Annotated in this window: 24 protein-coding genes; 9 read left to right on the top strand and 15 right to left on the bottom strand. The window is 63.0% G+C overall.

The features are described from left to right. The first annotated feature begins 73 nt into the window (after nt 1–73). Entirely contained in the window at nt 74–2,248 is a 2,175-nt protein-coding gene (locus CRO06_RS12290; RefSeq protein ID WP_097058548.1) for a malate synthase G, read from the top strand. A 151-nt stretch (nt 2,249–2,399) separates the two neighbouring features. On the opposite strand, the gene CRO06_RS12285 is transcribed toward CRO06_RS12290, so the two are convergent. Then, nucleotides 2,400–3,329, bottom strand: a complete 930-nt coding sequence (locus tag CRO06_RS12285) for a LysR family transcriptional regulator (RefSeq protein ID WP_022996819.1) — start codon at nt 3,327–3,329, stop codon at nt 2,400–2,402. Between the two features lie 133 nt (nt 3,330–3,462). On the opposite strand from CRO06_RS12285, the gene CRO06_RS12280 reads away from it, so the two are divergent. Both CRO06_RS12280 and CRO06_RS12275 read left to right on the top strand, forming a co-directional pair. Further along, a complete protein-coding gene (locus CRO06_RS12280; RefSeq protein WP_097058547.1) occupies nt 3,463–4,665 on the top strand; it encodes an MFS transporter in 1,203 nt (400 codons plus the stop codon). Between the two features lie 82 nt (nt 4,666–4,747). Then, nucleotides 4,748–5,779, top strand: coding sequence for an aldo/keto reductase (locus tag CRO06_RS12275; RefSeq protein WP_097058546.1), 1,032 nt, complete (start codon nt 4,748–4,750; stop codon nt 5,777–5,779). Nucleotides 5,780–5,987: 208 nt separating this feature from the next. Here the strand turns inward: CRO06_RS12275 and CRO06_RS12270 are convergent, their stop codons facing one another. The 3 genes from CRO06_RS12270 to CRO06_RS12260 form a co-directional block, all read right to left on the bottom strand. Continuing rightward, nucleotides 5,988–6,980 (bottom strand): aldo/keto reductase, encoded by a 993-nt coding sequence (locus CRO06_RS12270; protein WP_097058545.1) that lies wholly within the window; start codon nt 6,978–6,980, stop codon nt 5,988–5,990. Between the two features lie 19 nt (nt 6,981–6,999). Beyond that, a complete protein-coding gene (locus CRO06_RS12265) occupies nt 7,000–7,728 on the bottom strand; it encodes a hypothetical protein (protein WP_097058544.1) in 729 nt (242 codons plus the stop codon). 111 nt (nt 7,729–7,839) lie between these two features. Beyond that, the gene (locus CRO06_RS12260; RefSeq protein WP_179746579.1) at nt 7,840–8,751 is read right to left on the bottom strand and encodes a toxin-antitoxin system YwqK family antitoxin; all 912 of its coding nucleotides are present in this window, start codon (nt 8,749–8,751) and stop codon (nt 7,840–7,842) included. A 160-nt stretch (nt 8,752–8,911) separates the two neighbouring features. Here CRO06_RS12260 and trmB point away from each other — a divergent pair, with 160 nt between their 5' ends. Then, complete coding sequence (gene trmB / locus CRO06_RS12255; protein ID WP_167374836.1) at nt 8,912–9,598, top strand: tRNA (guanine(46)-N(7))-methyltransferase TrmB; 687 nt, start codon at nt 8,912–8,914, stop codon at nt 9,596–9,598. Between the two features lie 13 nt (nt 9,599–9,611). Next, nucleotides 9,612–11,006 carry an MFS transporter gene (locus CRO06_RS12250; protein WP_097058542.1) on the top strand — a complete coding sequence of 465 codons (1,395 nt, stop codon included), beginning with the start codon at nt 9,612–9,614 and terminating at the stop codon, nt 11,004–11,006. A gap of 45 nt (nt 11,007–11,051) precedes the next feature. On the opposite strand, the gene CRO06_RS12245 is transcribed toward CRO06_RS12250, so the two are convergent. From CRO06_RS12245 to CRO06_RS12210, 8 genes are all read right to left on the bottom strand, one after another. Next, nucleotides 11,052–12,413 carry a TrpB-like pyridoxal phosphate-dependent enzyme gene (locus CRO06_RS12245; RefSeq protein WP_063139638.1) on the bottom strand — a complete coding sequence of 454 codons (1,362 nt, stop codon included), beginning with the start codon at nt 12,411–12,413 and terminating at the stop codon, nt 11,052–11,054. A gap of 44 nt (nt 12,414–12,457) precedes the next feature. Then, nucleotides 12,458–12,883: a GNAT family N-acetyltransferase gene (locus tag CRO06_RS12240; RefSeq protein ID WP_022996386.1), complete on the bottom strand. Its 426-nt coding sequence runs from the start codon at nt 12,881–12,883 to the stop codon at nt 12,458–12,460. Between the two features lie 11 nt (nt 12,884–12,894). Beyond that, complete coding sequence (locus CRO06_RS12235; RefSeq protein WP_022996387.1) at nt 12,895–14,022, bottom strand: cupin domain-containing protein; 1,128 nt, start codon at nt 14,020–14,022, stop codon at nt 12,895–12,897. Nucleotides 14,023–14,024: 2 nt separating this feature from the next. Then, a complete protein-coding gene (gene purB / locus CRO06_RS12230) occupies nt 14,025–15,392 on the bottom strand; it encodes an adenylosuccinate lyase (RefSeq protein ID WP_022996388.1) in 1,368 nt (455 codons plus the stop codon). A 142-nt stretch (nt 15,393–15,534) separates the two neighbouring features. Beyond that, nucleotides 15,535–16,179 (bottom strand): high frequency lysogenization protein HflD, encoded by a 645-nt coding sequence (hflD, locus tag CRO06_RS12225; RefSeq protein ID WP_022996389.1) that lies wholly within the window; start codon nt 16,177–16,179, stop codon nt 15,535–15,537. Further along, nucleotides 16,176–17,294: a tRNA 2-thiouridine(34) synthase MnmA gene (gene mnmA / locus CRO06_RS12220; RefSeq protein WP_063139633.1), complete on the bottom strand. Its 1,119-nt coding sequence runs from the start codon at nt 17,292–17,294 to the stop codon at nt 16,176–16,178. Before mnmA ends, hflD begins: the two co-directional genes overlap by 4 nt. 25 nt (nt 17,295–17,319) lie before the next feature. Next, the gene (locus tag CRO06_RS12215; protein ID WP_022996391.1) at nt 17,320–17,787 is read right to left on the bottom strand and encodes an NUDIX hydrolase; all 468 of its coding nucleotides are present in this window, start codon (nt 17,785–17,787) and stop codon (nt 17,320–17,322) included. Between the two features lie 58 nt (nt 17,788–17,845). Then, the gene (locus tag CRO06_RS12210) at nt 17,846–18,469 is read right to left on the bottom strand and encodes a pseudouridine synthase (RefSeq protein WP_022996392.1); all 624 of its coding nucleotides are present in this window, start codon (nt 18,467–18,469) and stop codon (nt 17,846–17,848) included. Nucleotides 18,470–18,578: 109 nt separating this feature from the next. Between CRO06_RS12210 and icd the strand changes: the two genes are divergently transcribed. Next, nucleotides 18,579–19,841 carry an NADP-dependent isocitrate dehydrogenase gene (gene icd / locus CRO06_RS12205; RefSeq protein WP_022996393.1) on the top strand — a complete coding sequence of 421 codons (1,263 nt, stop codon included), beginning with the start codon at nt 18,579–18,581 and terminating at the stop codon, nt 19,839–19,841. A 28-nt stretch (nt 19,842–19,869) separates the two neighbouring features. On the opposite strand, the gene CRO06_RS12200 is transcribed toward icd, so the two are convergent. Continuing rightward, entirely contained in the window at nt 19,870–20,142 is a 273-nt protein-coding gene (locus CRO06_RS12200) for a cold-shock protein (protein WP_022996394.1), read from the bottom strand. A gap of 447 nt (nt 20,143–20,589) precedes the next feature. Here CRO06_RS12200 and clpS point away from each other — a divergent pair, with 447 nt between their 5' ends. Both clpS and clpA read left to right on the top strand, forming a co-directional pair. Beyond that, entirely contained in the window at nt 20,590–20,973 is a 384-nt protein-coding gene (clpS, locus tag CRO06_RS12195; RefSeq protein ID WP_022996395.1) for an ATP-dependent Clp protease adapter ClpS, read from the top strand. Between the two features lie 69 nt (nt 20,974–21,042). Next, nucleotides 21,043–23,316, top strand: a complete 2,274-nt coding sequence (gene clpA / locus CRO06_RS12190) for an ATP-dependent Clp protease ATP-binding subunit ClpA (protein WP_022996396.1) — start codon at nt 21,043–21,045, stop codon at nt 23,314–23,316. A gap of 80 nt (nt 23,317–23,396) precedes the next feature. Here the strand turns inward: clpA and infA are convergent, their stop codons facing one another. Together infA and CRO06_RS12180 are read right to left on the bottom strand one after the other, a co-directional pair. Continuing rightward, the gene (infA, locus tag CRO06_RS12185) at nt 23,397–23,615 is read right to left on the bottom strand and encodes a translation initiation factor IF-1 (RefSeq protein WP_014994331.1); all 219 of its coding nucleotides are present in this window, start codon (nt 23,613–23,615) and stop codon (nt 23,397–23,399) included. A 75-nt stretch (nt 23,616–23,690) separates the two neighbouring features. Beyond that, nucleotides 23,691–24,440, bottom strand: a complete 750-nt coding sequence (locus tag CRO06_RS12180; protein ID WP_022996397.1) for an arginyltransferase — start codon at nt 24,438–24,440, stop codon at nt 23,691–23,693. 201 nt (nt 24,441–24,641) lie between these two features. Here CRO06_RS12180 and CRO06_RS12175 point away from each other — a divergent pair, with 201 nt between their 5' ends. Then, on the top strand, nt 24,642–26,639 hold the full coding sequence (locus CRO06_RS12175) for an acetoacetate--CoA ligase (RefSeq protein WP_022996398.1): 1,998 nt from the start codon (nt 24,642–24,644) through the stop codon (nt 26,637–26,639). The last annotated feature ends 192 nt before the right edge of the window (nt 26,640–26,831 follow it).

The raw sequence follows: 26,831 nt of genomic DNA, 5'->3' as shown, positions 1-26,831 counted from the left end.
CTTTCCGGCCTCTGGGCCTCGCGCACCGCGCCGCCCGGGCCTTGTTTTCGACTCGACCAGAAGGTAGGAGCACATGACCGATCGCATTAAAAAGGGCGGACTGGAAATCGCCGCTGAACTTCATGATCTGGTAGTCAACGAAGTGGCGCCGGGTACCGGTGTGGATGTGGAACACTTCTGGGCGCAGCTGGAACAGATCGTGGCCGACCTGGCGCCGCGCAACAAGGCCTTGCTGGCCAAGCGTGACGAAATCCAGGAGAAGATCGACGGCTGGCATCTGGAGCGCAAGGGCAAGCAGATCGACCTGCCGGAATACAAGCGCTTCCTCACCGAGCTGGGCTACCTGCTGCCGGAAGGCGATGATTTCAAAGTGGCCACCCAGAACGTGGACGACGAGATCGCCCACATTGCCGGGCCGCAGCTGGTGGTGCCGGTGAAGAACGCCCGTTTCGCCCTGAACGCCGCCAATGCCCGTTGGGGCAGCCTGTATGACGCGCTCTACGGTACCGATGCCATCTCCGAGGAAGACGGCGCCGAGCGCGGTGGCGCTTACAATCCGAAACGCGGTGACAAGGTGATTGCCTTTGCCCGTGATTTCCTCGACACCTATTTCCCGCTGGCCAATGGCTCCCACAAGGACAGCACCGGCTACGCGATCCGCGACGGCAAGCTGGTGGTGAGCCTGAAAGAGGGCGAATCCGGTCTGGCCGACGAAGGCCAACTGCGCGGCTACCTGGGCGACGCCGAGCGTCCCAGCGGCGTGCTGCTGAAGCACAACAATCTGCATGCGGAAATCCAGATCGACGATCAACATCCGATCGGTGCCGAGGACCCGGCCAACGTCAAGGACGTGCTGCTGGAATCCGCCATCACCACCATTCAGGACTGCGAGGACTCCGTTGCCGCGGTGGACGCCGAGGACAAAGTCGAGGTGTATCGCAACTGGGCGGGCCTGATGAAAGGTGACCTGAAGGAAAGCTTCGACAAGGGCGGCCGCACCCTGACCCGCGCCCTCAACCCGGACCGTGAATACACCGCGCTGGATGGCGGCAAGCTGGTGCTGCCGGGCCGTTCCCTGCTGCTGGTGCGCAACGTCGGTCACCTGATGACCAACCCGGCGATCCTGCACAACGGTGAGGAAATCCCGGAAGGCATCATGGACGCCATGGTCACCGTGCTGGCCGCCATCCACGATCTGAAGAAGCAGGACGGCGCCGATTTCCGCAATAGCCGCACCGGCTCCGTGTACATCGTGAAGCCGAAAATGCACGGTCCGGAAGAAGTGGCGTTCGCGGTGGAACTGTTCGAGCGGGTGGAAAAAGCGCTGGGTCTGCCGGCCAATACTCTGAAGATCGGCATCATGGACGAAGAGCGCCGCACCACGGTCAACCTGAAGGAATGTATCCGCCAGGCCAAGGACCGGGTGATCTTCATCAACACCGGTTTCCTCGACCGTACCGGTGACGAGATGCACACCTCCATGGAAGCGGGCCCGATGGCGCGCAAAGGCGATATGAAAGGCATGCCCTGGATCAACGCCTACGAAAACTGGAACGTGGATATCGGCCTGGAATGCGGCCTGCAAGGCGTGGCCCAGATCGGTAAAGGTATGTGGGCGAAGCCGGACGAAATGGCGGAAATGATGGCCACCAAGGCCGGTCACCCGAAAGCCGGCGCCAACTGCGCCTGGGTGCCGTCACCCACCGCCGCCACCCTGCATGCGATGCACTATCATGAAGTAAACGTGCAGCAGGTACAGGAACAACTGGCCAGCCGCGGTCGCGCCTCCCTGGACGACATCCTCACCATTCCGTTGCTGGAAGGCGAACTGACCGCCAATGAAATCCAGCAGGAACTGGACAACAACGCCCAGGGCATCCTCGGCTACGTGGTGCGCTGGATCGACCAGGGCGTGGGCTGTTCCAAGGTGCCGGACATCAACAACGTGGGCCTGATGGAAGACCGCGCCACCTGCCGTATCTCCAGCCAGCACATCGCCAACTGGCTGCACCATGGCATTGTCACCGAGGAACAGGTGATGGAGTCCATGAAGCGCATGGCGCAGGTGGTGGACAAGCAGAACGCCGGTGACCCGACCTACATGGACATGGCGCCGAACTTCGATGACAGCATCGCCTTCCAGGCGTCCTGTGATCTGGTGTTCAAGGGCTGCGAGCAGCCCAGCGGCTACACCGAGCCGGTCCTGCACCGCCGTCGTCGTGAACTGAAAGCCAAACTGGCCGGTTAATCCGGGCCCGCTTCTTGCCACGAAGGGGACTACGAAGCCGCTGTAGGAGCTTGCCTTGCAGGCGAATGGGCTCTTGAACGAAAGATTCGCCTGCAGGCAGTCTCCTACAGCAACTCGTCCCACAGAGACGGATTCGAGCCGGGGTGCCCGTTCACGCCCGGCTTCCCTCCGGCAGCCGTTCCCACAACGGCGCTTCTCCCAGACTTTCCGATACGAACTCCACGAAGGCCCGCACCCTTGGGGGTACCTGCTTGCGTTGCGGCATTACCGCGTGGATGGCGGTGTCGGCCAATTGATAATCCGCCAACACCACCTTGAGACGGCCCTGGCACAGGTGTTCGTGGATGTGCCAGAGCGAATGCTGGGCAATGCCCAGGCCGGCGAGCACGGCTTCGGTCAGCAACTCCCCCTGATTGGCGCGGACCGGGCCGCTGACTCTGACCGGGCATGGCCGTCCGTCCGGGTCGCGCAGATCCCAGACGTCCTGCCGGTCCGGATGGCTGGTCAGCAGTAGACAAGGATGATCGGCCAGTTCCCGGGGATGGGCGGGCACGCCGTGGCGGGCCAGGTAATCGGGGGAGGCGCACAGCACCCGCTTGTCGTCGGCCAGCCGCCGCGCCACCAGGGAGGAGTCCTTGAGTACGCCGATACGAATGGCGAGATCAAACCCTTCCCCCACCAGGTCCACCTGGTCATCGCTCAGATGCACGTCCAGGCGCACTTGCGGGTAGCGTTGCAAAAAACCGGGTAGCAGCCGGGAAATATACTGACGCCCGAATGCCGGTGGCAGCGCCAGACGCAGGGTGCCGCTGATCTCGTTGGCGCTTTGCCTGAGCCCGTTGGCCAGGGCTTCCAGGTCTTCCACCAGCAACCGCCCCCGCTCCGCCAGAAGCCGGCCCTCGGGGGTAGGGTGGAGACGGCGGGTGGTGCGGTGCAGCAGACGTACCTGCAGATCCCGTTCCAGCCGCTTCAGACGCTGGCTGGCCACCGCCACGGAAAGGTCGAGGGTACGTGCCGCGGCGCTGATCGAGCCCTGATCCAGCACGCGTAGGAACAGCGCGATGTCACTGAGTCTTTCCATGGTTCGTCCAAGGCAAAAATGGAGAGTTATTTTCAATGAAATTTTAAAAGTGAATAAAAGGCTATATTGTTTTTGTGAAAGAGGTAAAGCCCTAGCATGCCGTCTCTCTATCCCATTCCAACGGAGAACGGTCATGAAAGACCCGCGACAGGGCGGTATACCCTGGGCGCTGTACGCGCTGACCATCGGTGCCTTTGGCATCGGCACCACTGAATTCGTGATTATGGGCGTGCTGCAGCAGGTGGCGGACGATCTGGGCGTCAGCATCGTCGCCGCCGGCCTGCTGATTTCCGGCTACGCCCTGGGCGTATTCGTCGGCGCGCCTTTGTTGACCGCCACCACCGGCGGCCTGTCCCGCAAGCGGGTACTGGTGGGGCTGATGCTGATCTTCACCGTCGGCAACCTGGCCTGTGCCCTGGCGCCGAACTACACCGTGCTGATGGTGGCGCGGGTGATGACCTCCCTGGCGCATGGCACGTTCTTTGGCGTCGGCTCGGTGGTGGCTACCTCCCTGGTAGCGCCGCATCGGCGTGCCAGCGCCATCGCCATCATGTTCACCGGCCTCACCGTGGCCACCCTGCTGGGCGTGCCGGCCGGGGCCTGGCTGGGCGTGGAGCACGGCTGGCGGACTTCGTTCTGGGCCATCACTGGTGTCGGCGTGCTGGCCACCCTGGTGATCCTGACCCTGGTGCCCGCCGATCAGGGCGGGCAGGTCGGGGAATCATTCCGCGACGGCTTCCGCGTCATCGGGCGCGCCACTGTGTTGCTCGGGCTGCTCACCACCGTTCTGGGGTACGCCGGCGTGTTTACCGTCTTTACCTACATCCAGCCCATGCTGGTCCGCCTGGCGGGCTTTTCCGAAGCGCAGGTGTCCTCGATTCTGCTGGTCTTCGGCATGGGCATGATCGCCGGCAATCTGGCCGGTGGCCGGCTGGCCGACCGTAACCTGCCGCGCGCCATCGGCGTGACATTAACGATATTGGCGCTGGTGCTGGCAATGACCGGCCCGGCGCTGCGGCACCCGGTCACCGCGGTGGTGTTCGTCGGCCTGCTTGGTGCCGCCAGTTTCGCCACCGTGGCGCCGCTGCAACTGTGGGTGCTCAGCCGTGCCGAGGGCGCCTCCAGTCTGGCTTCCAGCTTCAATATCGGCGCCTTCAATCTGGGTAACGCCCTGGGTGCCTGGCTCGGCGGCGCGGTGATTCACTCCGGCACCGGTTTGACCGGCATCCCCTGGGTGGCCTCGGCGGTCACGCTGTCCGGCCTCGCCCTGGCGCTGTGGGCGCTGCGGCGGGAACGCCAGCGCGCGCCGCTGCTTGAAACCGGGGACTGTGCCTGAGGCCGGTTCCTCGAACGTCACTACGAAGCCGCTGTGGGAGCCTGTCTGCAGGCGAATGACATCAGAGCAAGGAGACACAATCATGGAACACCGTTATCTGGGACGCTCCGGCTTCAAAGTACCGGTGCTGGGCTTCGGCGCCGGCACCTTCGGCGGCAAAGGGCCTCTGTTTAGCGCCTGGGGCAATAGCGGCGTGGACGAAGCGCGGCGGCTGGTTGACCTGTGTCTGGAGGCCGGCGTGACCCTGTTCGACACCGCCGACGTGTACTCGGACGGCGCCTCCGAGGAAGTGCTTGGGGCCGCCGTCGCCGGCCGTCGAGATCAGGTGATTCTGTCCACCAAAGTGAGCCTGCGAACCGGAGAGGGCGCCAATGACGTCGGCGCCTCCCGTCATCATCTGGTGCGGGCGGTGGAACAGTCGCTGAAGCGGCTCGGCACCGATTACATCGACCTGCTGCAACTGCACCACTTCGACGCCATGACGCCGGTGGAACAGGTGATGGCGACCCTGGACGATCTGGTGCGCTCCGGCAAGGTCCGTTACATCGGCGCCTCCAATTACTCCGGCTGGCAACTGATGAAGTCCCTGGCGGCGGCGGATCGCTACGGCTACAGCCGCTTCGTCGCCAACCAGACTTATTACTCGTTGATCGGTCGCGACTACGAGTGGGAACTGATGCCGCTGGGCCAGGACCAGGGACTGGGCGCGCTGGTGTGGAGCCCGCTGGGATGGGGACGCCTCACCGGCAAAATCCGTCGCGGGCAACCGCTGCCCGAGGGCAGCCGTCTGCATGAAACCGCCGGCTTCGCCCCGCCAGTGGAGGAAGAACGGCTCTACAACGTGGTGGATGCGTTGCTGACAGTGGCGGAGGAAACCGGCAAAACCGTGCCGCAGGTGGCGATCAACTGGCTGCTGCGCCGGCCCACGGTGTCCTCGGTGCTGATTGGCGCCCGCGACGAACAGCAATTGCGCGACAACCTGGGCGCGGTGGGCTGGTCCATGACGGAGCAACAGGCCGCCCGGCTCGACAAGGCCAGCGCCGTGACGCCGCCGTATCCCTACTATCCGTACTGGAACGGCCAGTTCGCCGAGCGGACGCCGCCTTTGGTGTGAGAGTAAAGGCCCTTTTTAGTGCAAGACGCGTGGACAACCGCGAGCCGATTCGCTGCCCAAGTCAGCTTCCCATAAGAGAGTACGGAGCCGCTGTGGGAAGCTGCTTTAGCAGCGAATGAGGCGTTGGCGTGGGAAGGTGTTGTGTGTCAGCGGGCTGATCCCCAACTGTGGGGAGGCAGGGCTTGATCAACCGGAATTTTCAGCGGTTCTACCGACCCGTCGGCGCCATGAACTCCGGCCCCACCGGGTCGGTGATCGTGTCGGCCAGTATACGTTCGATCTCCGCGTTCAAAGCATCATCCAGATGCCAGCCGTCCAACTCCAGCATGGGCAGGATCTGTTCCGGGCGACGCACGCCCCAGAGGGCCAGATCGACGCCGGGCTGGTCCAGCAGCCAGCGTACCGCCAGCGGCAGCACGCCGCTCAAGCCGTTGTCGCGGGCCAGCGTGTTGAGGGCGTCCACCGCCTCAAGGTACTGGGCGTAGCGGGGAGGTTGGAATTTGGGGTCGTGGTTACGTAGGTCGTCGCTGCTGAAACGGGTGTGTGGACGCATCTTGCCGGACAGCAGGCCACGGCACAGAGCGCTGTAACCCAGCACGCTGATGCCCAGCTCCCGGGCGGTGGGCAGCAGATCCTCTTCAATACCCCGTTCGAACAGATTGTAGGGTACCTGAACCGCGGTGAGCGGACAGAGGGCGTGGAAGGCGCGCAGCTGCTGGCCGGTGACGTTGCTGACGCCGACGGCGCGGATCTTGCCCTGGCGCCGCAGTGTGGCCATGGCCCCGGCGGTGTCTTCCAGCGGGCAGGCCAGATCCGGCCAGTGCACTTGGTACAGATCGATGACATCGGTGCGCAGGCGCCGCAGGCTGGCGTGCACTTCCTCGAACAGCCGTTGCGGCCGGGCGTCACGGAACGGGGTGCCGTCGTGCCAGTCCAGTCCGGCCTGGGTGGACAGCGTCACATGCTGTCGCAGACGGCCACGGTGCAGCGCTTCGCCCACCAGCGCTTCGGATTCTCCGAAGCCGTACAGGGGAGCGGTGTCGATGGTGGTTATACCGTTTTCCACCGCCTCCAGGATGGCCTGTAGAGCGTTATGGCGATCCCACCCAGCGCTGTCCCGTGCTCCGGCGCCCATGGTCTGGGTGCCCAGGGTGATCCGGCTGCAGGTTAGGTCGCTGTTGGCCAGGGTGGTGGTTTCCATTGCCGCTCCGGTGGGCTGGTCAGTGGACCAGGTCGACTTTGATTTCCAATGGCAGAGTGACGGTACTGCTGCGTTGCTCCGCGCCGCCCAAACCCTGGCTCCGGGTTTGTTCGTGCACTTCTATGTTTCCCAAGGGCGTCCACTGGCCCAGGGGCACTTGCAGGGTGGTGGCGGTGCTCTGGGTGTCCGCGACGGTGCCATGGCTCAATTGTTCGAAGCGCTGGCTGATGCGCAGGCGCACCTGATTGTCGGCGGTGAGCAGAGGCAGAATATCGATCCCTTGTTTCAGGCTCAATAAAGCGGGCAGCTGGCTGCCAGCCAGGGCGATCAGCGTGCCCTGACCGACACTGGCCGGATGCCCGGAGAGGGTGTTGATACGGTACTGGTCCTCGCGCTGCTGCCGGTGCCGGCCGCCGCTCACGGTGACCCGGCCGCCCTCGACTTTCAATACGCGGTCGTCGCCTTCGCTGTTCTGGCGCCGCCGCAAAACCACCGATACCGTGCGTGGCGCGGCGGGCATGTCGCCCAGGGCATTGAGGATTTGATCAAAATTCTCCTGACTGGTGCGGATCACCAGCCGGCCTTGGTAGGCGTTGACGGAGCCGCCTTCCGGCAGCAACGGTTCGATGACCGGCACCAGAGCTTCAGCGTCGGCCCGCTGGATCACATGGATGGACATCTGTGCCAGGGCAGGGCCGGTCAGGATCAGGCCCAGTAGCAGGGCCAGGGTGCGGATGAATGGGGTCATGGCGGCCTCTTGGTCATGATGCGCTTGTTATCATAGCCCTGCTGAGGGCGGATTGATTTGTGGCGATACTCATCCTTTGGATGGTGGAAAGAGTACGCGGTTCAGGCGTTGTTATCCGCCATCGCCGGCATTAATGGTTTCGATGGTGCCGTCGCGGCCGCGCTGATGCCATTCGCCGACCCGTTTGCCGTCACGATATTGCCCCCACAGCAAGGGCGTACCGGTGGCCGTTTGCAGACGCCAGGGGCCATGCAAGCGACCTTTGACATAGGTCTCCCGGTAGACACGTGTTCCTTTCCGGCTGATGTTCAGACCCTCGGGCAGGCCGTTGACGGTATGATGAATTTCCACCAGGGCGCCCTTTTCGAAACGCTCAAGCCAGCGTTCACCGGTCTCGGCGTAGTGAATGTCAGCCTGGATCGGCTGGTGCTGGTGGTAGCGGGCAGTAATGATCAGCCATAGCGGCGCGTTGTCCAGGAAGCGCCCCTCCGAGTCTCGTCGATACTCGACTTGGTGCTGGGTCAATTCACCGTCCTTGCCCCAGAAGCGTGTTTCGACGATGCCGGCACTTTGCGCCGTGCCCCGGGCGGTGACGCGGCCGCTCTCGTCAAAATAGCTGAACACGCCGTTTTTCTTGCCCCGGACAAAGCAGACTTGTTCGCGCAGATTACCGTCAGGGTAGTAACGGCGCACTTGACCGTGTACCTGATTATTCCGGTAGGGAATCTCCTCGGTGAGGTGTCCGGCGCGGTCGAACCACTGTTCCAGGCCGGATTGAACACCATTCCGGTACTGGGCGATGCGTCTCAGAGGGCCCTTTTCCACACGCCCTTCTTCCTGCCCGTTTTCGCCGCTCCTTTCATAGTAATAGCGTTGCTCGCCGTGCCGCTTGCCGTCCTTGATACGCCGATGTTCGATCAGCGCGCCTTGTTGATTGAGTACTCCGAACTCGCCCTGAAGGGCAGCGTTCGCCGGCGGTTTGGCTGTCTCGGCGGTGCTGAGGCCGGCGCACAGCAGAAGCAATGATACGAGGCATCGGCGGACCATTATTATCGGTGCCCCGATAAATCCGTCGACGGGAGGAAAAACGGTCTTTTAAAACGCATAATGGTGCCTCCGTGCGGCTTGCTGAAAGAATAGCAAACGGTCGCCATCCCAACTTCATGCGGATCACAACAATTTCATGTTTGCCAACAGTTCCCCCGTGGTGTCGAACCAGACCGGACCGCACGAGCGCCTGGAGGCCACCGTGCGCCGCCATTTGTCGCAGCCCTGGCGGGCGCCGCTGGCGGAGCATGACCGCCGGGCGTTTGATCAGGCGCGGCAATGGCTCGGCGACGATGCGAGGCCGCTGATCCTGGATTCTGGCTGTGGTACCGGCCGGTCCTCGGTGATGCTGGCCCGCCGTTTCCCGCAGGCGAGGGTGCTCGGACTGGACCAGTCCGAACACCGGCTGCAGCGGGGCGAGCGGCGTTTCGGCGAAGCGCTGCCGGAAAACCTGCGGCTGGTGCGTTGCGATTGCGCCGGATTCTGGCGGCTGGCGCAAGATGCCGGCTGGCGTGTGCAACGCCATTATCTGCTGTACCCCAATCCGTGGCCCAAGAGTGCCCATCTGAAGCGACGCTGGCACGGACACCCGGTATTTCCGCATCTGCTCGCCCTGGGCGGCGAGTTGGAGGCGCGCAGTAACTGGCGGTTGTATCTGGAGGAGTTGGCGGCGGCGCTGGCGCTGGCCGGGATCACGGCATCGGTGACGCCGGTGGCGGACACCGAGGAGACGCTGACCGATTTCGAGGAGAAATACCGGCTCAGCGGCCATCAGCTCTGGCGGCTTAGCGCGATACTGGGGGGTGGCCCAGGGGCCGCCTGAGAGGAGGCCCCGCATGCCCGTTCCCACAGCGCCCCAGTCCGACACTTGGCGTGATCTCTGTTCAGGCCGGCGTGGGCCGCGCCTGTTGCTGATCTGGCTCGGTATCTGGGTGGGGGCGGCGGAAAGTCTGGTCACCGCCACCATCATGCCGACAGTGGCGCGGCAATTGGGCGGCTACGCGTATTTCAGTTGGGCGGTGGCGCTGTTCATGATCGGAACGATCCTGGCCGTGGCCAGCGCGGGGCGATTGGCGGAGCGATACGGTTTGGCGCGTGCCAGCGCGGGCGCCGGACTGGTGTTGGCGACCGGGTGCGCGGTGTCCGCGCTGGCGCCGGATATTTTCACCTTTCTGGCTGGCCGCTGGGTGCAGGGCGTGGGTGGGGGCTGGATTTCCGGTTTCGCCATGGTGGCGGTGTCGCGGTTCTTCCCGGAGCGGCATTTGGCGCGGGTGTTTGCCTCGGCCACCGCGATTTGGGCGCTGGCCACGGTGCTCGGCCCCTTGCTGGGGGGTGTGTTTGCCGGGAGCGGCAGCTGGCGTGGCGTGTTCTGGTTGTTCTCTGCCCAGGCATTGCTGTTCGTACTCGCCGCTTTACTGCTGTTTCGTGGCGCCGCCCCGGCGGAGCGCGGTGCCCGGGTGCCCTGGCCGCAGCTGGGATTGTTGGCGGTGGGGGTGGCGGCGCTGGTGCTGGCGAGTCTGGCGGAACACTGGCTTTGGGTATTGGGACTGCTGCTGTTGTCCATCGGCATGCTGACGTGGTTGCGCTGGCGGGATCAACGCGGAGAGAACCGCCTGTTACCCGCCGGGGCCTGGCAACTGCGGCACACCGTGGGGGCCGGTTACGCGGCGATGGCGGCGGTGACGGCGGCGTCCATGGCGTTGCTGATCTACGGCCCGCCGATTCTGCAAGCGCTACAGGGGCTGTCGCCATTGCGGGCCGGCTATGTGGTGGCGGTGCAGGCGATGGCCTGGACACTGGCGGCGCTGGCGGTTTCCGGGGCGGATCGGAAGGGCGAGCGCCGCTGGATTCGCATCGGCGCGTTGACGGTTTTACTCGGGGTGTTGTTGCTGGCCGCCGTTATGACGTCGCCGGTGCTCTGGGTATTGATGGGCGCGGCAATCTGCGGTCTGGGCCTGGGTTGGGGCTCCAGTCTGATGAACCGGCGCTTGCTGCGGGCGCTGGCGGAAGGAGACCGGACCATTGGCTCTTCGGCATTGATCGCGGTGCGCCAGGTGGGTGGTGCCGTGGGCGCGGTGCTGGCGGGGTTGGCGGCCAATCTGGCCGGTGTGGCGGAGGGGCTGTCGCCGGAAAGCGCCGAGCGGGCAGCTCCGGTGGTGTTCATGGCGGTGCTGCCGATGGCGCTGTTAGCGGTGTGGTGCGCGTGGCGGTTTACCCGGTCGGCGGATTGAATCGCGGCGCACAAGCCGCGATTCCGCGTGTTGCCGTCACGGGCCTCAACCGAGCTGAGGCAACTGCGCCAGCGCCACTTCCGCGGCGGCGGCGTCGTACTCGCGGTCTTCCAGTTTGCCATCGAAGAAATCGATGTAGGCCTGCATGTCGAAATGACCGTGGCCGGACAGGTTGAACAGGATGGTTTGTCCCTGGCCTTCTTCCTTGCAGCGCAACGCTTCGTCGATGGCGGCCTTGACCGCGTGGGAGCACTCTGGCGCCGGCACGATGCCTTCGTGGCGGGCGAATTGCACCGCCGCCTCGAAGCAGCCGGTCTGGGCGTACGCGCGGGCTTCGATCAGCCCCAGTTGCAACGCGTGGGAAACCTGCGGGCCCATGCCGTGGTAACGCAGGCCGCCGGCGTGGAAGCCCGGCGGGGTGAAGCTGGAGCCCAGGGTGTGCATCTTGGTCAGCGGTGTCAGGTGGGCGGTGTCGCCGAAGTCGTAGGCGAACCGGCCCTGAGTCAGGGTCGGGCAGGCCGCCGGCTCCACCGCCAGGATGCGGCGGCCGCGGCCACCACGCAGTTGCTCGCCGAGGAACGGAAACACCAGGCCGGCGAAGTTGGAGCCGCCGCCGGTGCAGCCGATCAGTATATCCGGATCGTCGCCGGCCATTTCCATCTGCAGCAGGGCTTCCTGGCCGATGATGCTTTGATGCAGCATCACATGGTTGAGCACGGAACCAAGGGCGTACTTGGTATCGTCGGCCTGGGCCGCCAGTTCCACCGCCTCGCTGATGGCGATGCCGAGGCTGCCCGGGTGATCGGGGTTCTCCGCCAGTATGGCGCGGCCGGCGTTGGTGAGATTGGACGGGGAGGGGATGCACTCGGCCCCGTAGGTGCGCATCAGTGCCTGCCGATAGGGCTTTTGTTGATAGGACACCTTGACCTGGAATACCTGCACCTCGAGACCGAACAGGCTGCCGGCGAACGCCAGGGAAGAGCCCCACTGGCCGGCGCCGGTTTCGGTGGTCAGACGGCGGGTGCCGGCTTCCGCATTGTAATAGGCCTGGGCCACGGCGGTGTTCGGCTTGTGCGAGCCGGCCGGGCTCACGCCCTCGTATTTGAAGTAGATGCGCGCCGGCGTATCCAGCGCCTTTTCCAGGCGGCGGGCACGGATCAGAGGGCTTGGGCGCCACATCTTGTAGACGTCCAGCACCGCTGCCGGAATATCCACATAACGCTCGGCGGTCATTTCCTGGGCGATCAGGGTATCCGGGAACAAGGGCGCCAGATCCGAAGGGGCCACCGGCTGACGGGTGCCGGGATGCAGCACCGGGGCCATCGGTTCCGGGAAGTCCGCCATGATGTTGTACCACTGGCGTGGCAGACGGGATTGCTCCAGGAAATATTGGGTGGTGTCGGACATGGGGCTCTCTTCTTCTGATTATTGTTCCGTCGTGGCGTGACGGGTTATTTCAGCAACTTGAACATTTGCCGGTGCGGGATATGGGCATCCATGAAAATGCCGCCGGAACTGGCGAAGCCCGCCGCTTCATAGAAGCTGGTGGCGTGGGTCTGGGCGTTGAGGAAGATCTCCTGCATGCCACGGGCCCGAGCGGCTTCCTCGGCGGCCACCAGCAGGGCTCTGCCGATACCGCTGTTGCGGCTGTTCGAGAGCACGCACAGGCGGCTGATCTGGCCACTGCTCTGCAGGCGGATACAGCCCACCGGCTGGTTCCGCTGGTCGAGCGCGAGAAAGTGACAGGCACTGGAATCCTCGCCGTCCCACTCCAGTTCTTCCGGCACGTTCTGCTCGCCGATGAAAATGGTTTCGCGCAGCAAACGCAGCGCCGGCTCGTGTTCGTCCCAAGTGGTTTCGATGATGCTAAAGGCCATGGTGTTCTCGGTTAAAGCGGGGCAAAGAAGCCCTGATCGATCCAATGATTGAGCAGCTCGCCGGCGGACCGGGTCAGCAGCGGCTCCAACTGGTCGTTGCGGTAGCGGCGTTGCCCGGCCAGCAGGTCCACCAGTGCGGCTTGCTCCGCGTCCAGTGTCCAGCATTCGCCGTTGAGCCAGGCATGGTCGCCCTGACGAAGCAGGCGCACACCGCCGTGCCGTACCAGCGCGGCGTCCGGTGCGCCGGCGCGAATCTGCTCTTCGTCCACAATAAAATCAAGACCGTTCTGACGCGGTGTGCTCAGCCAGCGGGCCACCGCCCGGGCTGCCTGGGCGCGGTCCAGCAAGCCCAGGGAAGCAGACAGCAGGTTGTCCAGATCGTTCTGTTCGAGCCGCCCCGGATCCGGGCAGGGCGCGCGCCCGGCGTCGCGGTAGAGCTGCTCGGGCTGATTGGCCAGACATTCGGCCACCATTTCCGCCAGCAGGTCACGGTAATCCGGGGCCCGGAATCCCACTGACCAGGTGACGCAATCGCTGTCGCTGGCGACGCCATGGTGGGCGACGCCCGGCGGCAGATACAGCACATCGCCGGGGCCGGCATGGAACTCCTGTTCGCAGGGCATGTGCGCCAGCATCTTCAGCGGCGTATCAGTGCGCTGCGGCGCGGCGTCGTCACAATGCGGTCCGATTTTCCAATGGCGATGGCCGCTGGCCTGGATCAGAAACACGTCGTACTGATCGAAATGAGGGCCGACGCTGCCGCCCTCGGCGGCGTAGCTGATCATGATGTCTTCCAGACGCCAGCCCGGCACGAAGCCGAAATCGTCCAGCAGCAGGCTCACCGGTGTCAGAAAGTGGTCCACGGACTGTACCAGCAGGGTCCAGTCCCGCTCGCCCAGGCCCTCGAACGCATCCTCTTCCAGCGGTCCCTGCTGCAACGACCAGGGGCCCTCGCCGGCACCCCGGATCAGCCTGGATTCCACCTCCGCTTCCAGCGCCAGTCCGGCCAGGGTGTCGGCGTCGGGGTAGTCAAGGCCGCTAGCGGCGGCGGGCATGAACAGCGTGCGCCGCTGCCAGTGCCGCTCGAGAAAGGTCTCCGCCGGCAGTGGCAGCGTGAAGCGGGGCAGCTCGGTGGCCAAGATCAGACTGCCCGTGCCTGCTGGCCGGCGCTGCCCACGTAGGAAGCCGGAGTCAGTTCCTTGAGTCGCGCTTTGGCTTCCTCTGGGATCGCCAGGGTGTCGATGAAGGCAATCAGAGCCTCCTCGGTGATGGCCTTGCCACGGGTCAGGGCCTTGAGTTTCTCGTAGGGCTGCTCGATGCCGTAGCGGCGCATTACCGTCTGAATGGGCTCGGCCAGTACTTCCCAGGCGTGCTCCAGATCCTCTTCCAGACGGGTCGGGTTCACTTCCAGTTTGCCGATGCCTTTGAGACTGGCTTCATAGGCGATCAGGCTGTGGGCCAGGCCCACGCCCACATTGCGCAGCACGGTGGAGTCGGTGAGATCGCGCTGCCAGCGGGAGACCGGCAGCTTGGCGGCGAGGTGATCCATCATCGCGTTGGCCAGCCCCAGGTTGCCTTCGGAGTTCTCGAAATCGATCGGATTGACCTTGTGCGGCATGGTGGAGGAACCCACTTCGCCTTCAACGGTTCTCTGTTTGAAGTAACCGAGAGAGATGTAACCCCAGACGTCGCGGTCGAAGTCCAGCAGGATGGTGTTGAAGCGCATCAGAGCGTGGAAGTATTCGGCGATCCAGTCGTGCGGTTCGATCTGTGTGGTAAAGGGATTGAAGGTCAGTCCCAGCCCCTCGACGAAACGGCGCGCGAAGGTTTCCCAGTCCACTTCCGGATAGGCCGCCAGGTGGGCGTTGTAGTTGCCCACCGCGCCATTGATCTTGCCGAGCACCGGTACCGCCGCGAATTGTTCGCGCTGGCGTTGCAGGCGTGCCACCACATTGGCCATTTCCTTGCCCACGGTGGTGGGGGAGGCGGACTGGCCGTGGGTGCGTGACAGCATTGGCCGGTCGGCGTTGGCATGGGCCAGCTTGCGAATGGCGTTGATGACCTGATCCAGTTTCGGCAGCAGGGCATCGCGCGCTTCCTTGAGCATCAGCGCGTAGGAGAGGTTGTTGATGTCCTCGCTGGTGCAGGCGAAGTGCACGAACTCGGTCATCTTGTCCAGCTCTTCGTGCTCGGCCATGCACTCTTTGATGAAGTACTCCACCGCCTTGACGTCGTGATTGGTGGTGGCCTCGATTTCCTTGATGCGCTCGGCGTGCTTCTCCTCGAATTCACGGGTGATGCCGCGCAGATGCCAGGCGGCCTTGCCGCTCATCAGCGGGACTTCCGGAATGGCCTTCTCGTGGGCCAGCTGTTCCAGCCAACTGACTTCCACATGAACCCGGTAGCGGATCAGGCCGTATTCGGTGGTGATGTCGCGCAGGGCATCCGCTTTGCCGGCGTAGCGGCCGTCCACCGGAGAAATGGCACGAAGGTGAGTAAGGCTGGACATGAAGCACTCCTAGACAGGAAAACCGAAAGCGGCGCTATCATACAGCAAATCGGGAAGCGCCGCGTGGGTTATGACGAAGGTCGAAGGACGAAAAAATCGCGGCTCATGAGGGGCGATTTTCTTTATATTTTACTTTATTTGTTTAGTTTAATTCATTGATTTTTATGCTGTTTAGTATATCGAGATGCGCTTTGCGCTGAAACAGCAAACGCCAGCGCCGGCCACCCATCTGATGCCATAGAAAGGCGGCCCGCACACCGGCCAGGAACAGGGCGCGGATGCGGGCCGCGTTGTCCTCGTCCTGCAGTTTGGCCGGGTCGCCCTGCACGCGGATACGGAACCGGAACGTGCCCAGCGTATCCACATAGATACCCGCCAACCGGTGGCAGAAGCCGGGTTGCGTGAGATCCTCGAAATGGGCGCGCTGACCTTCCAGGGCCAGTAGCCGGTTACGCAGAATATTCACCACGTCGTCATTCTTGCGCAGTTTTGAGGAGAGATGCAGCAGCGCCAGCCCATAGCTGAGAGGGCGGGCGGCGTCCCGGTTCTGTTCCCTGTTGAGGCTCTTGCGCAGCAGGCGCAGGCCATCCTGGAAGCGGCCCGGGCGCGGGTAGATGGTGTCGAAGTCGGTGGCGTCCATCACCAGCACTGATTCAAACAGCGACGCCAGTACCGCCGGATCGGCGTCGCCACGGGTGGCGATCTGGTCCGCCATGACCGCGCACTCGAATACCGCGCCGAGAGCCAGCATTTGCTGTTGCTGTAGGGACAGGGGTTGCTCGGTCATCGTGTCTCCTCGATCACGGCCCCGCCGAGACAGGCGTCGCCGTGGTAAAACACCACCGACTGACCCGGGGTGACCGCTCGTTGTGGCTGATCGAACACCACGCGTACCCGGCCGTCGCCGGCGTTCTCCACGGTACAGGCCTGATCGGGCTGGCGATAGCGGGTTTTGGCGGTAAGCCGGGCGGGGAGGGCCGGCGGCGCCATGGCCACCCAGTCCACCGGCGCGCTGGTCAACTCACGGCTGAACAGCAGCGGGTGGTCGTGGCCCTGCACCGCGATCAGCACGTTGCGGCTCAGATCCTTGGCGGCCACGTACCAGGGTTCATCGTTGCCGTCGGCGCGGCCGCCGATGCCCAGTCCCTGGCGCTGGCCCAGGGTGTAGTACATCAGTCCGTCGTGCCGGCCGATCACCTTGCCATGGTCGTCCTCGATGATACCGGGCTGGGCTGGCAGATAGGTCTCCAGGAAGTCCTTGAAGCGGCGCTCACCGATGAAGCAAATGCCGGTGGAATCCTTCTTCTTGTGGTTGTCGAAGCCTTTCTCCCCGGCCAGGCGGCGCACTTCCGGTTTGTGCAGATCACCCAGGGGGAACAGGGTGCGGGCGAATTTGTCGCCGCCCACCGCGTGCAGAAAGTAAGTCTGGTCCTTGTTGGTATCCACCGCGCGCAGCAGCCGGGCGGGCCCATGCCCATGCTCGACCCGGGCGTAGTGGCCGGTGGCGATGGCGTCGGCGCCCAGCGCCACGGCGTGATCCAGGAAGGCGCGGAACTTGATTTCCTTGTTGCAGAGGATGTCCGGGTTGGGAGTGCGGCCGGCCCGATATTCCTCGAGGAAGTGCTCGAACACCCGGTCCCAGTACTCGCCGGCGAAATTCACCGTATGCAGCTCCATACCCAATACGCCAGCCACCTGCATGGCGTCGAGCAGGTCCTCCCGGGCGGTACAGTATTCGGTACCGTCGTCCTCGTTCCAGTTCTTCATGAACAGGCCTTCCACCTGATAACCCGCCTCCAGCAGGCGGGCGGCGGCCACCGAGGAATCCACACCGCCGGACATGCCGACGATGACGCGGGTGGATTCCGGGGTGAGGGTGGAAGGAGCAGGCAGTTCCGACATGGCGAGCAACCGTGTAGTGATGGGTTCAGCCCTGCTGCAAAGGCCAGGGGTGCTGATAAATGCTGTCCAGCGGCAGGCGCCGGCCGCTCAGGTAATCGGAGACGCAACGCATCACCAACGGGCTGCGGTGCTCGGCCTGCCGTGAGGACAACTCCTGAGGTGTCAGCCAGACCGCTTCCTCGATGCCGCGATCCAGTTTCTGGCGCGGGTCGTGTTTCAGCGGACGGGCGACGAAACAGGCCCGGTAGTATACTCCGGCGCCCTTGAACGGCTGAAAAATATACCAGCCGAGCAGGTCGGTGACTTCCACTTGCCAGGCCGTCTCTTCCAGGGTTTCGCGGTAGGCGGCCTGCATCAGGTCCTCGCCGAATTCCACATGACCGGCGGGCTGGTTGAGCACCAGCGCTCCGTCCTGGTGTTCTCGCACGAACAACAGGCGTCCGTCTTGCTCCACCACGGTGGCTACCGTAATGTGCGGTTCGAAGCTGTTCATAGATTGGCCGTTCCAGGCATGGCGGGCGCCAGATGGTATCGCAACGCCGGGGGGCTCGTCACGACCGGCGCGCTTTCCCGCGCCGCTGACGTGGAGGAGAACGGCGCCGGGATGGCCCGCCCCGCGCCGGGGCCTTGGGCAGGTGCACGGTTTCGTCACGCCACTGACCGGGCTGCAAGCCATCCAGGCTCCAGTCGCCGATGCGCCAACGCACCAGCCGCAGGGTGGGAAAGCCCACCGCCGCGGTCATGCGCCGCACCTGGCGGTTGCGACCTTCGTCTATGGTGAGTTCCAGCCACTGGTCGGGTACCGTGAGCCGCGTGCGCACCGGCGGCTGGCGCGGCCATAACGAGGGTTCGTCGATACGCCGGACCCGCGCCGGCCGGCAGGGGCCGTCCTTGAGCGTGATGCCCTGGCGCAACGGCTCTAGATCGTCTTCACCGGGAGCGCCTTCCACTTGTACCAGATAGGTTTTCGGCAGGTGAAAGCGCGGGCTGGCGATGCGCGCCTGGAGGCCGCCGTCATCGGTGAGCAGCAACAATCCCTCGGAGTCCCAGTCCAGCCGGCCGGCGGGGTAGACGCCCTCCACGGGAAGCGATTCCTTGAGGGTCCGGCGCCCACGGGTGTCGGTGAACTGGGACAACATCTGAAAGGGTTTGTTAAACAAAATAAGCCGGGCCATTGGGAAAATCGTCGGTTCGGGCCCATGAAGGCCAAGCAAGGTTATCCACTCGATGGTATACTCGCCCGGCAACCGAATTCCACGGTTATTCTCAGAGGGAGTAGTGTAGATGGGATACCAAAAGATCGTGGTTCCGGCAGACGGTGACAAAATCACCGTTAATGCGGACCTATCCCTGAATGTCCCCAACCACCCGATCATTCCGTATATCGAAGGGGACGGCATCGGCGTTGATATCTCGCCGGTGATGATAAAAGTGGTTAACGCCGCGGTGGAAAAAGCCTATGGCGCCAAGCGTGGCATCACCTGGATGGAAATCTATGCCGGTGAAAAAGCCACCCGGGTTTACGGGCCGGATGTATGGCTGCCCGAAGAAACCTTGGAGGCCATGCGGGAATTCACCGTAGGTATCAAAGGACCGTTGACCACTCCGGTGGGCGGAGGGATCCGTTCTCTGAACGTGGCCCTGCGCCAGGAGCTTGACCTTTATACCTGTATGCGCCCGGTGCGATGGTTCGAAGGGGTACCCAGCCCGGTACGCCACCCCGAACTGACCGACATGGTGATCTTCCGTGAAAACTCCGAAGACATCTATGCCGGCATCGAATGGGCCGCGGACGGTCCCGAAGCCACCAAACTGATCCGCTTCCTGCGCGAGGAAATGGGGGTTACCCAGATCCGTTTCCCGGAAGGTTGTGGTATCGGCATCAAGCCGGTGTCCCGCGAGGGCACCCAGCGTCTGGTCCGCAAGGCGATCCAGTACGCCATCGATAATGACAAGGATTCCGTCACCCTGGTGCACAAAGGCAACATCATGAAGTACACCGAGGGGGCCTTTAAGGATTGGGGCTACGAATTGGCCCGGGACCGCTTCAACGCCGAGCTGCTTGACGGTGGCCCCTGGATGGTGATGAAGAATCCGCGTACCGGGAAAGAGATCGTCATCAAGGACGTGATCGCGGATGCCTTCCTGCAGCAGATCCTGATGCGTCCGGCGGAGTACAGCGTGATCGCCACGCTGAACCTGAACGGTGACTACATTTCCGACGCCCTGGCGGCGGAAGTGGGCGGCATCGGCATCGCGCCGGGCGCCAACATTGGCGGCTCCGTGGCGCTGTTCGAGGCCACTCACGGCACCGCGCCGAAGTACGCCGGCCAGGACAAGGTGAACCCGGGTTCACTGATCCTGTCCGCCGAGATGATGCTGCGCCACCTGGGCTGGGAAGACGCCGCCGATCTGGTGATCAATGGCATGGAAGGGGCGATTGCCGCCAAGACCGTGACCTACGATTTCGAGCGTCTCATGCCCGATGCCACGCTGCTGAAGTGTTCCGAATTCGGCGATGCCGTGATCGAACACATGGGGAACTGATTCCCATCCCCTCCGGTGAAGCGCTCACTCAGGTGGAGAGGGCGCTTTTCTCCCGCTCCCGCCTCCGGCCTTGCCGGTGCCGGCGGGTGGTGGGAACCGCTCCCGGCTTCAGGTTCACCGCATGGTAACCCTTGCTGGCCTCGAGCAGCTCATATTCCACACTCTGTCCTGTGTATAAGGTTTTGTAACCTTTCTCCTGTATATAGGAGTAGTGCACGAACAGATCGTCGCCACCTTCGTCCGGCCGAACGAAGCCATACCCTTTGGCGTTGTTGAACCACTTTACCGTTCCCGTTGCCATGGTCGTCCCTCATGTTGCCCCGGGGGTGTGTTCCGGGTGTCCCGCCGTGCCGGTGTTCTGTATGACAACCGGTCATCGCACGGTAACCTATGGCTGTACATTGTTTTTGTTATCCCCGCCCGGGCGGGGCCTGGATCACTGACGTCAATATCCAACATCAACGCCGTCGGCCATGGGGCTTTGCTCTGGCTATCATAGCGGGTTGCTATGAAGACCTTGCCGCCGGCCTCGGCATGATGTGGATTGAGATGCGCCGAACGGGCCGGAAAGTCCCGGAACATCCGGCATTGCTGGATTCAGAGATCCCCTGGGTCGCGCTCTGCCCAACTTTTCATCATGGAAAACTGAGTGTCAAGTCTTGATGGTGGGATTGAAAAATAGCGGTTAATGCCCCAATTAGTGGATTGCCTGTCGGCGCCCGCGGGTATACAAACTTCAGAGAGACGCATGAAAAGGCAGCACAAGGTGTTTTTCACGGGTAACGAGCGGGGGGCGCGAATACGCCTGGGGCCGGATCAGCCGGCGGATCCCGATCGTCAGGGCGATCTGGCCGTGGAGGCGAGCAAGCCACGGCTAAAGCGCCCATCCATGTATAAAGTGATCATGCTCAACGACGACTACACACCGATGGACTTCGTCGTTGAGGTACTGGAAACCTTTTTTCGTATGGACCGCGAGCAGGCCACTCGTGTCATGCTGACGGTCCATACCGAGGGCAAGGCGGTGTGCGGGGTGTTTCCCCGGGATATCGCCGAGACCAAGGCCGCGCAAGTGGTCGATTACGCCCGGGAACATCAGCATCCGCTGATGTGTCAGGTGGAGAAGGCCTGATTCAGGCCCAAGGGCCTGATTTCAGGCCGGCCAGCCCGACACCAAGGGTGACGAGTAGTGAGGTAGCCTATGCTCAGCAAAGAACTGGAACTTACCCTTAACGAGGCGTTCCATCACGCACGAAGCCACCGTCATGAGTTCATGACCGTGGAGCATCTGCTGTTGGCACTGCTGGACAACGATGCCGCGTTGGAAGTGCTGCGCGCCTGCGGCGCGGATCTGGATGAGCTGCGCGAGGCCCTGACTCAGTTCATTAGCGATTCCACGCCGCTGTTACCGGATGACGGTGACGATGAGCGTGATACACAGCCGACGCTGGGTTTCCAGCGGGTGCTGCAACGCGCGGTGTTCAGCGTGCAGTCCTCGGGTAAGAAGGAAGTGACCGGCGCCAATGTGCTGGTGGCGATCTTCAATGAGCAGGAAAGCCAGGCGGTTTACCTGCTCAACAGCCAGGACGTGCACCGCTTGGATGTGGTCAATTACATCTCCCACGGTGTCTCTCCGCAGCAGGAGGCGGATGATGCTCAACAGCCGGATATCGAAGCCGGCGGTGGCCCCGAAGGGGGCGCCTCGGCCAACGCCCTGGAGGCTTATGCGTCCAATCTGAACGAGCTGGCACGGGCGGACCGGATCGACCCGCTGGTCGGACGGGCGTTTGAAATTGAACGGGCGGCGCAGATCCTGTGCCGGCGGCGCAAGAACAATCCGCTGCTCGTGGGCGAGCCCGGTGTGGGCAAGACCGCCATTGCCGAGGGGCTGGCGCGCATGATCGTGGAAGGTCAGGTGCCCGAGCCGCTGCAGGACGCGGTGGTCTATTCCCTGGATCTGGGCGCGCTGCTGGCCGGCACCAAATACCGCGGTGATTTCGAGAAGCGGCTGAAGAGTTTGCTGGCGGAGTTGCGCAAGCAGGACAACTCGATTCTGTTCATCGATGAAATTCACACCATCATCGGTGCCGGCGCGGCTTCCGGCGGTGTCATGGACGCGTCCAATCTGCTCAAACCGCTGCTGGCTTCCGGGGAATTGAAATGCATGGGCTCCACTACTTTTCAGGAGTACCGGACCATTTTTGAAAAAGACCGGGCACTGTCCCGCCGTTTCCAGAAAGTGGATGTGGTGGAACCGTCGGTGGAGGATACCGTGGGGATTCTCAAGGGGCTCAAGAGCCGCTTCGAGAAGCACCATGGCGTGCAATACACCGACGCGGCACTGCGCTCGGCGGCGGAGTTGAGCGCGCGCTACATTAATGACCGCTTCCTGCCGGACAAGGCCATCGATGTGATCGACGAGGTCGGTGCCTGGCAGCGCCTGCGGCCGGAAAACGAGCGCCGTGAAATCATCGAGCAGGATGACGTGGAAGTCATGGTGGCGAAGATCGCGCGGATTCCGCCGAAGCAGGTGTCCTCTTCCGATAAGGAAGTGCTGCGCAATCTGGAGCGGGACCTGAAGATGACCGTGTTCGGTCAGGACGAAGCCATCGATGCCATCTCCGCGGCGATCAAGCTGTCCCGCGCCGGGCTGAAGGCGGACAACAAGCCGATCGGCTCGTTCATGTTCGCCGGTCCCACCGGGGTAGGTAAAACCGAGGTGAGCCGGCAACTGGCTCGCGCGCTGGGCGTGGAGTTGGTGCGCTTCGACATGTCCGAGTACATGGAGCGGCATACCGTAAGCCGTCTGATCGGCGCGCCTCCGGGCTACGTCGGTTACGATCAGGGCGGCCTGCTCACCGAGGCGATTACCAAGACGCCGCATTGCGTGCTGTTGATGGACGAGATCGAAAAGGCGCACCCGGAAGTGTTCAACATCCTGCTGCAGGTGATGGACAACGCGTCGCTGACCGACAATAACGGCCGCAAGGCGGACTTCCGCAATGTGATCCTGATCATGACCACCAATGCGGGCGCCGAGGTGTTGAACAAGCGCTCCATCGGTTTCACCGAACAGGATCAGTCCAGCGACGGCATGGAAGTGTTGAAAAAAGCCTTCACGCCGGAGTTCCGCAACCGGCTGGACGCCATCATCCAGTTCAACCCGCTGGGGCGGGAAACCATTCTCGGCGTGGTGGACAAGTTCCTGGTGGAACTGCAGGCGCAGTTGGATGAGAAAGGCGTGGTGCTGGAAGTGGAGGCGGATGCCCGCACCTGGTTGGCCGATCACGGCTATGACAAGGATATGGGGGCCCGCCCCATGGCCCGTCTGATCCAGGAGCAGATCAAGAAGCCGCTGGCGGAGAAACTGCTGTTTGGCGAACTGGCGGAGCAGGGCGGTCGGGCGCGAGTCGTGGTCCGCGACGACAAGCTGCTGCTGACCGTGGATGCCTCCCAGGAGGAAGCCACCTGCTGAAGATCGCGGCCATGGATGGCCAGGCTCTAACAAAAAAACCCGGCATGCCGGGTTTTTTTATGCATCAAGGAAAACCGCCGTTACTTCATGCGGAAGGTGATGCGCCCCTTGCTCAGATCATAGGGCGACATTTCCACCTTGACGCGATCGCCGGTGAGAATCCGGATGTAGAATTTACGCATCTTGCCGGAAATATGGGCGGTGATCACATGCCCGTTATCCAGCTTCACACGAAACATGGTGTTGGGAAGGGTTTCAAGAACCACGCCTTCCAATTCAATTTGCTCTTCTTTCGCCATTCAGCGCGTACCCTGATGTCGTCGGCTACGGAGGGAGGCGCAATTGTGCCGGAATTGGACGCATGCTGCAAAGGTTTAGGCGATGGGAGGGCGACGCCCCGGAGGAGTGGGGGGGTGAAACTCCTGCCACTCGTCGTTGATCAACAGTTCCAGCGGGCGGTACTGGCTCTTGTAGCTCATCTTGCGGCATTCGCTGATCCAGTAGCCCAGGTAGAGATAAGGCAGGCCCAGACGGCGGCATTCCTCGATTTGCCAGAGCAGGGCATTGACGCCGAGGCCGCGCTCGGCGACGGCCGGGTCGAAGAACGTGTAGACCGCCGACAGGCCGTCCTTGAGGGCGTCGGTGACCGCCACGGCAAGCAATTTTTTGGTGGCCGGATCACGGAAACAGTAGAAGCGGGTATCGGTCCAGGCGCAGGTCAGGAAGCTGGAAAACTGCTCCTCGGAGGGCGGATACATGTCGCCGTCACCGTGGCGTTCGCGAATATACAGTGAGTAGAGCCGGTAGAATTCGCGGGTGTAGCGGGACGGCTCCTGCCGCACGATCAGATCGCTATTGCGCTGAAGGATCCGCTTCTGCCGCCGGCGAGGCTGGAAATCCGCCACCCGCACCCGTGCCGGCAGACAGGCGTGACAGGCCTCACAGTGCGGGCGATACAGGTAGTCGCCGCTGCGGCGGAAGCCGAGCAGGGACAGTTCGCTGTACAGGGCCGCATTGAGGCGCACCTGAGGGTCCACGAACAGCGTGGCGGCCTGCTGGCCTTCCAGGTAGCTGCAGGGGTGGGCCGGCGTGCGGAAAAAGCGGAGTTCGGACAGATCACTCATGGGCCCAGTTTATCCAACAGGGGGCGACCAAGGCTAGCCGTCCGGGTATGGCGCTGCTTTTTACCGCGCGGACGAGCGGTTCGTGAATACTTGTACCTTTCGCCGCCCTCCGGAGTTGGATAGGCTTCCGAAGCCCGGTTTATGGCGAAATAACAATAAACGGCCTCGGCCTATACAGAGGCTGTGTTCAGGAGAGCTATGATGACAACAACCGATCCGATGCCCCTGTGGCAACCCAGCGAGGAACGTATCCGCAACAGCCGCCTGCATCATTTTCAAGGTTGGCTGGAGCAGCGCACGGGCGAACATTTCAACGATTACGACGCCCTCTGGCGGTGGTCCGTGGACCACCTGGAAGCCTTTTGGGAAGCGATCTGGCAGTACTTCGAAGTGGCTGCCTCGGAGCCCTACAGCGAGGTGCTCGACAGCCATGAAATGCCCGGCGCCCAATGGTTCGAGGGCAGCCGGCTGAACCTGGTGGAGCAGATCTTCCGTTTTCACCATGACCAGCCCGATCGTCCGGCGATCCTCTCCCGCTCCGAACTTCGTCCACTGCAATCCCTGTCCTGGGGTGAGCTGCGCCGCCAGGTGGCGGCCCTGTCCGACCGGTTGCGCCAACGTGGGATCGGCCCCGGAGACCGGGTGGTGGCCTATTTGCCCAATGTGGCGGAAACGGTGGTGGCATTCTGTGCCTGCGCCAGTGTTGGCGCGATCTGGTCCAGCTGTTCCCCGGACATGGGCACCCGCAGCGTGCTCGACCGTTTCCGCCAGATCGATCCCAAAGTGATCATCGCGGTGGACGGGTATCGCTATGGCGGCAAGGATTTCGACCGCCTGGAGGTGGTAAAGGGGCTGCGTGAGGCGCTGCCGACGGTGGAGCAAGTGATCCTGCTGCCTTACCTCAACCCCGAGGCCCGTCTGGATGGGGCCGATCTCTGGCAGGACATGGTCGCCGGCGAGGCGCCAATGGCGTTTGAACAGGTGCCGTTCGACCATCCGCTGTGGGTGGTGTACTCCTCGGGGACCACCGGGATGCCCAAACCCATCGTGCACGGCCACGGCGGTACCTTGCTGGAGGGTTTGAAAGGTCACGCTCTGCATATGGACCTGGGGCCGGAGGACCGCTTCATGTGGTTCACCACCACCGGCTGGATCATGTGGAATTCACAGATCACCGGTCTGATGGTGGGCAGCACCATCTGTTTGTACGACGGCAATCCCGGTTACCCGGATCTCGGTACGCTGTGGCGTTTCGCCGAGGAGACCGAGCTGACCTTCTTCGGCGCTGGCGCCGCCTATTTTCTCAACTGCAAGAAAGCGGAAATCGAGCCTGGCCAATGGCTGAGCCCTGGCAGGCTCAGATCGGTGGGTTCCACCGGCTCGCCACTGCCGGAGGAGGGGTACCAGTGGATCATGGATCAACTGGGTGACGTGATGATCGCCACCATCAGCGGTGGCACCGATGTGGCGGCGGCCTATGTGGGCGGCTGCCCGATACTGCCGGTCTATTCCGGAGAGATGCAGTGCCGGTATCTGGGCACGGCGACCTATGCCATGTCCGACGACGGCCGGATTCTGGAGGACGAAGTGGGGGAGCTGGTGGTGACCAAACCGATGCCGTCCATGCCGTTGTACTTCTGGAACGACGAAGAAGGGCTGCGCTACCACGACAGCTACTTCGACGTGTTTCCCGGCATTTGGCGCCACGGCGACTGGATCCGCATCACCCCGCGCGGTGGCGCGGTGATCTATGGCCGTTCCGACACCACCATCAACCGCCACGGGATCCGCATGGGCACCAGCGAGATCTATCGGGTGGTGGAAGAGTTCCCGGAAGTCCTCGACAGCCTGGTGGTGGATCTGGAATACCTGGGACGGGAATCCTTCATGCCGTTGTTCGTGGTGCTGCGCGAGGGGCAGGTTCTGGACGAGGATCTGAAAAGCCGCATCAAGGCGGCGATCCGCGACAATCTGTCCGCCCGGCATGTGCCCAACGACATCGTGCCAGCGCCGGAAGTGCCGCGCACACTCACCGGCAAGAAAATGGAGCTCCCCATCAAGAAGCTGCTGCTGGGGCAGTCCCTGGATAAAGTGGCCAACCCGGATGCCATGGCCAATCCGGACAGCCTGACGTTCTATATCGACTACGCCGAACGCCGTGACACCGCCAATGGGGCAGGGCAGGTAAAGACCGGCTGAATGGCTGTCTTCCCCAGACGAGGCTACAAGGCTGCTGTGGGAGTTTGCCTGCAAGCGAATTTTTTGGGCCGAACCCCCTATTCGCTTGCAGGCAAGCTCCTATGTATGGACTCGCCCGTTGCTGTCAACCCTGCCTTGAACATGGCTACCCGGTGGCATCTATGTATCAGGCCTGTTCGAGGAAGCCTCAAT

The organism is Alloalcanivorax xenomutans, assembly GCF_900217905.1.
Lineage (GTDB): Bacteria > Pseudomonadota > Gammaproteobacteria > Pseudomonadales > Alcanivoracaceae > Alloalcanivorax > Alloalcanivorax xenomutans.
The sequence above is the reverse complement of the archived record's forward strand: the minus strand, read 5'-3'. Positions and strand labels throughout refer to the sequence as shown.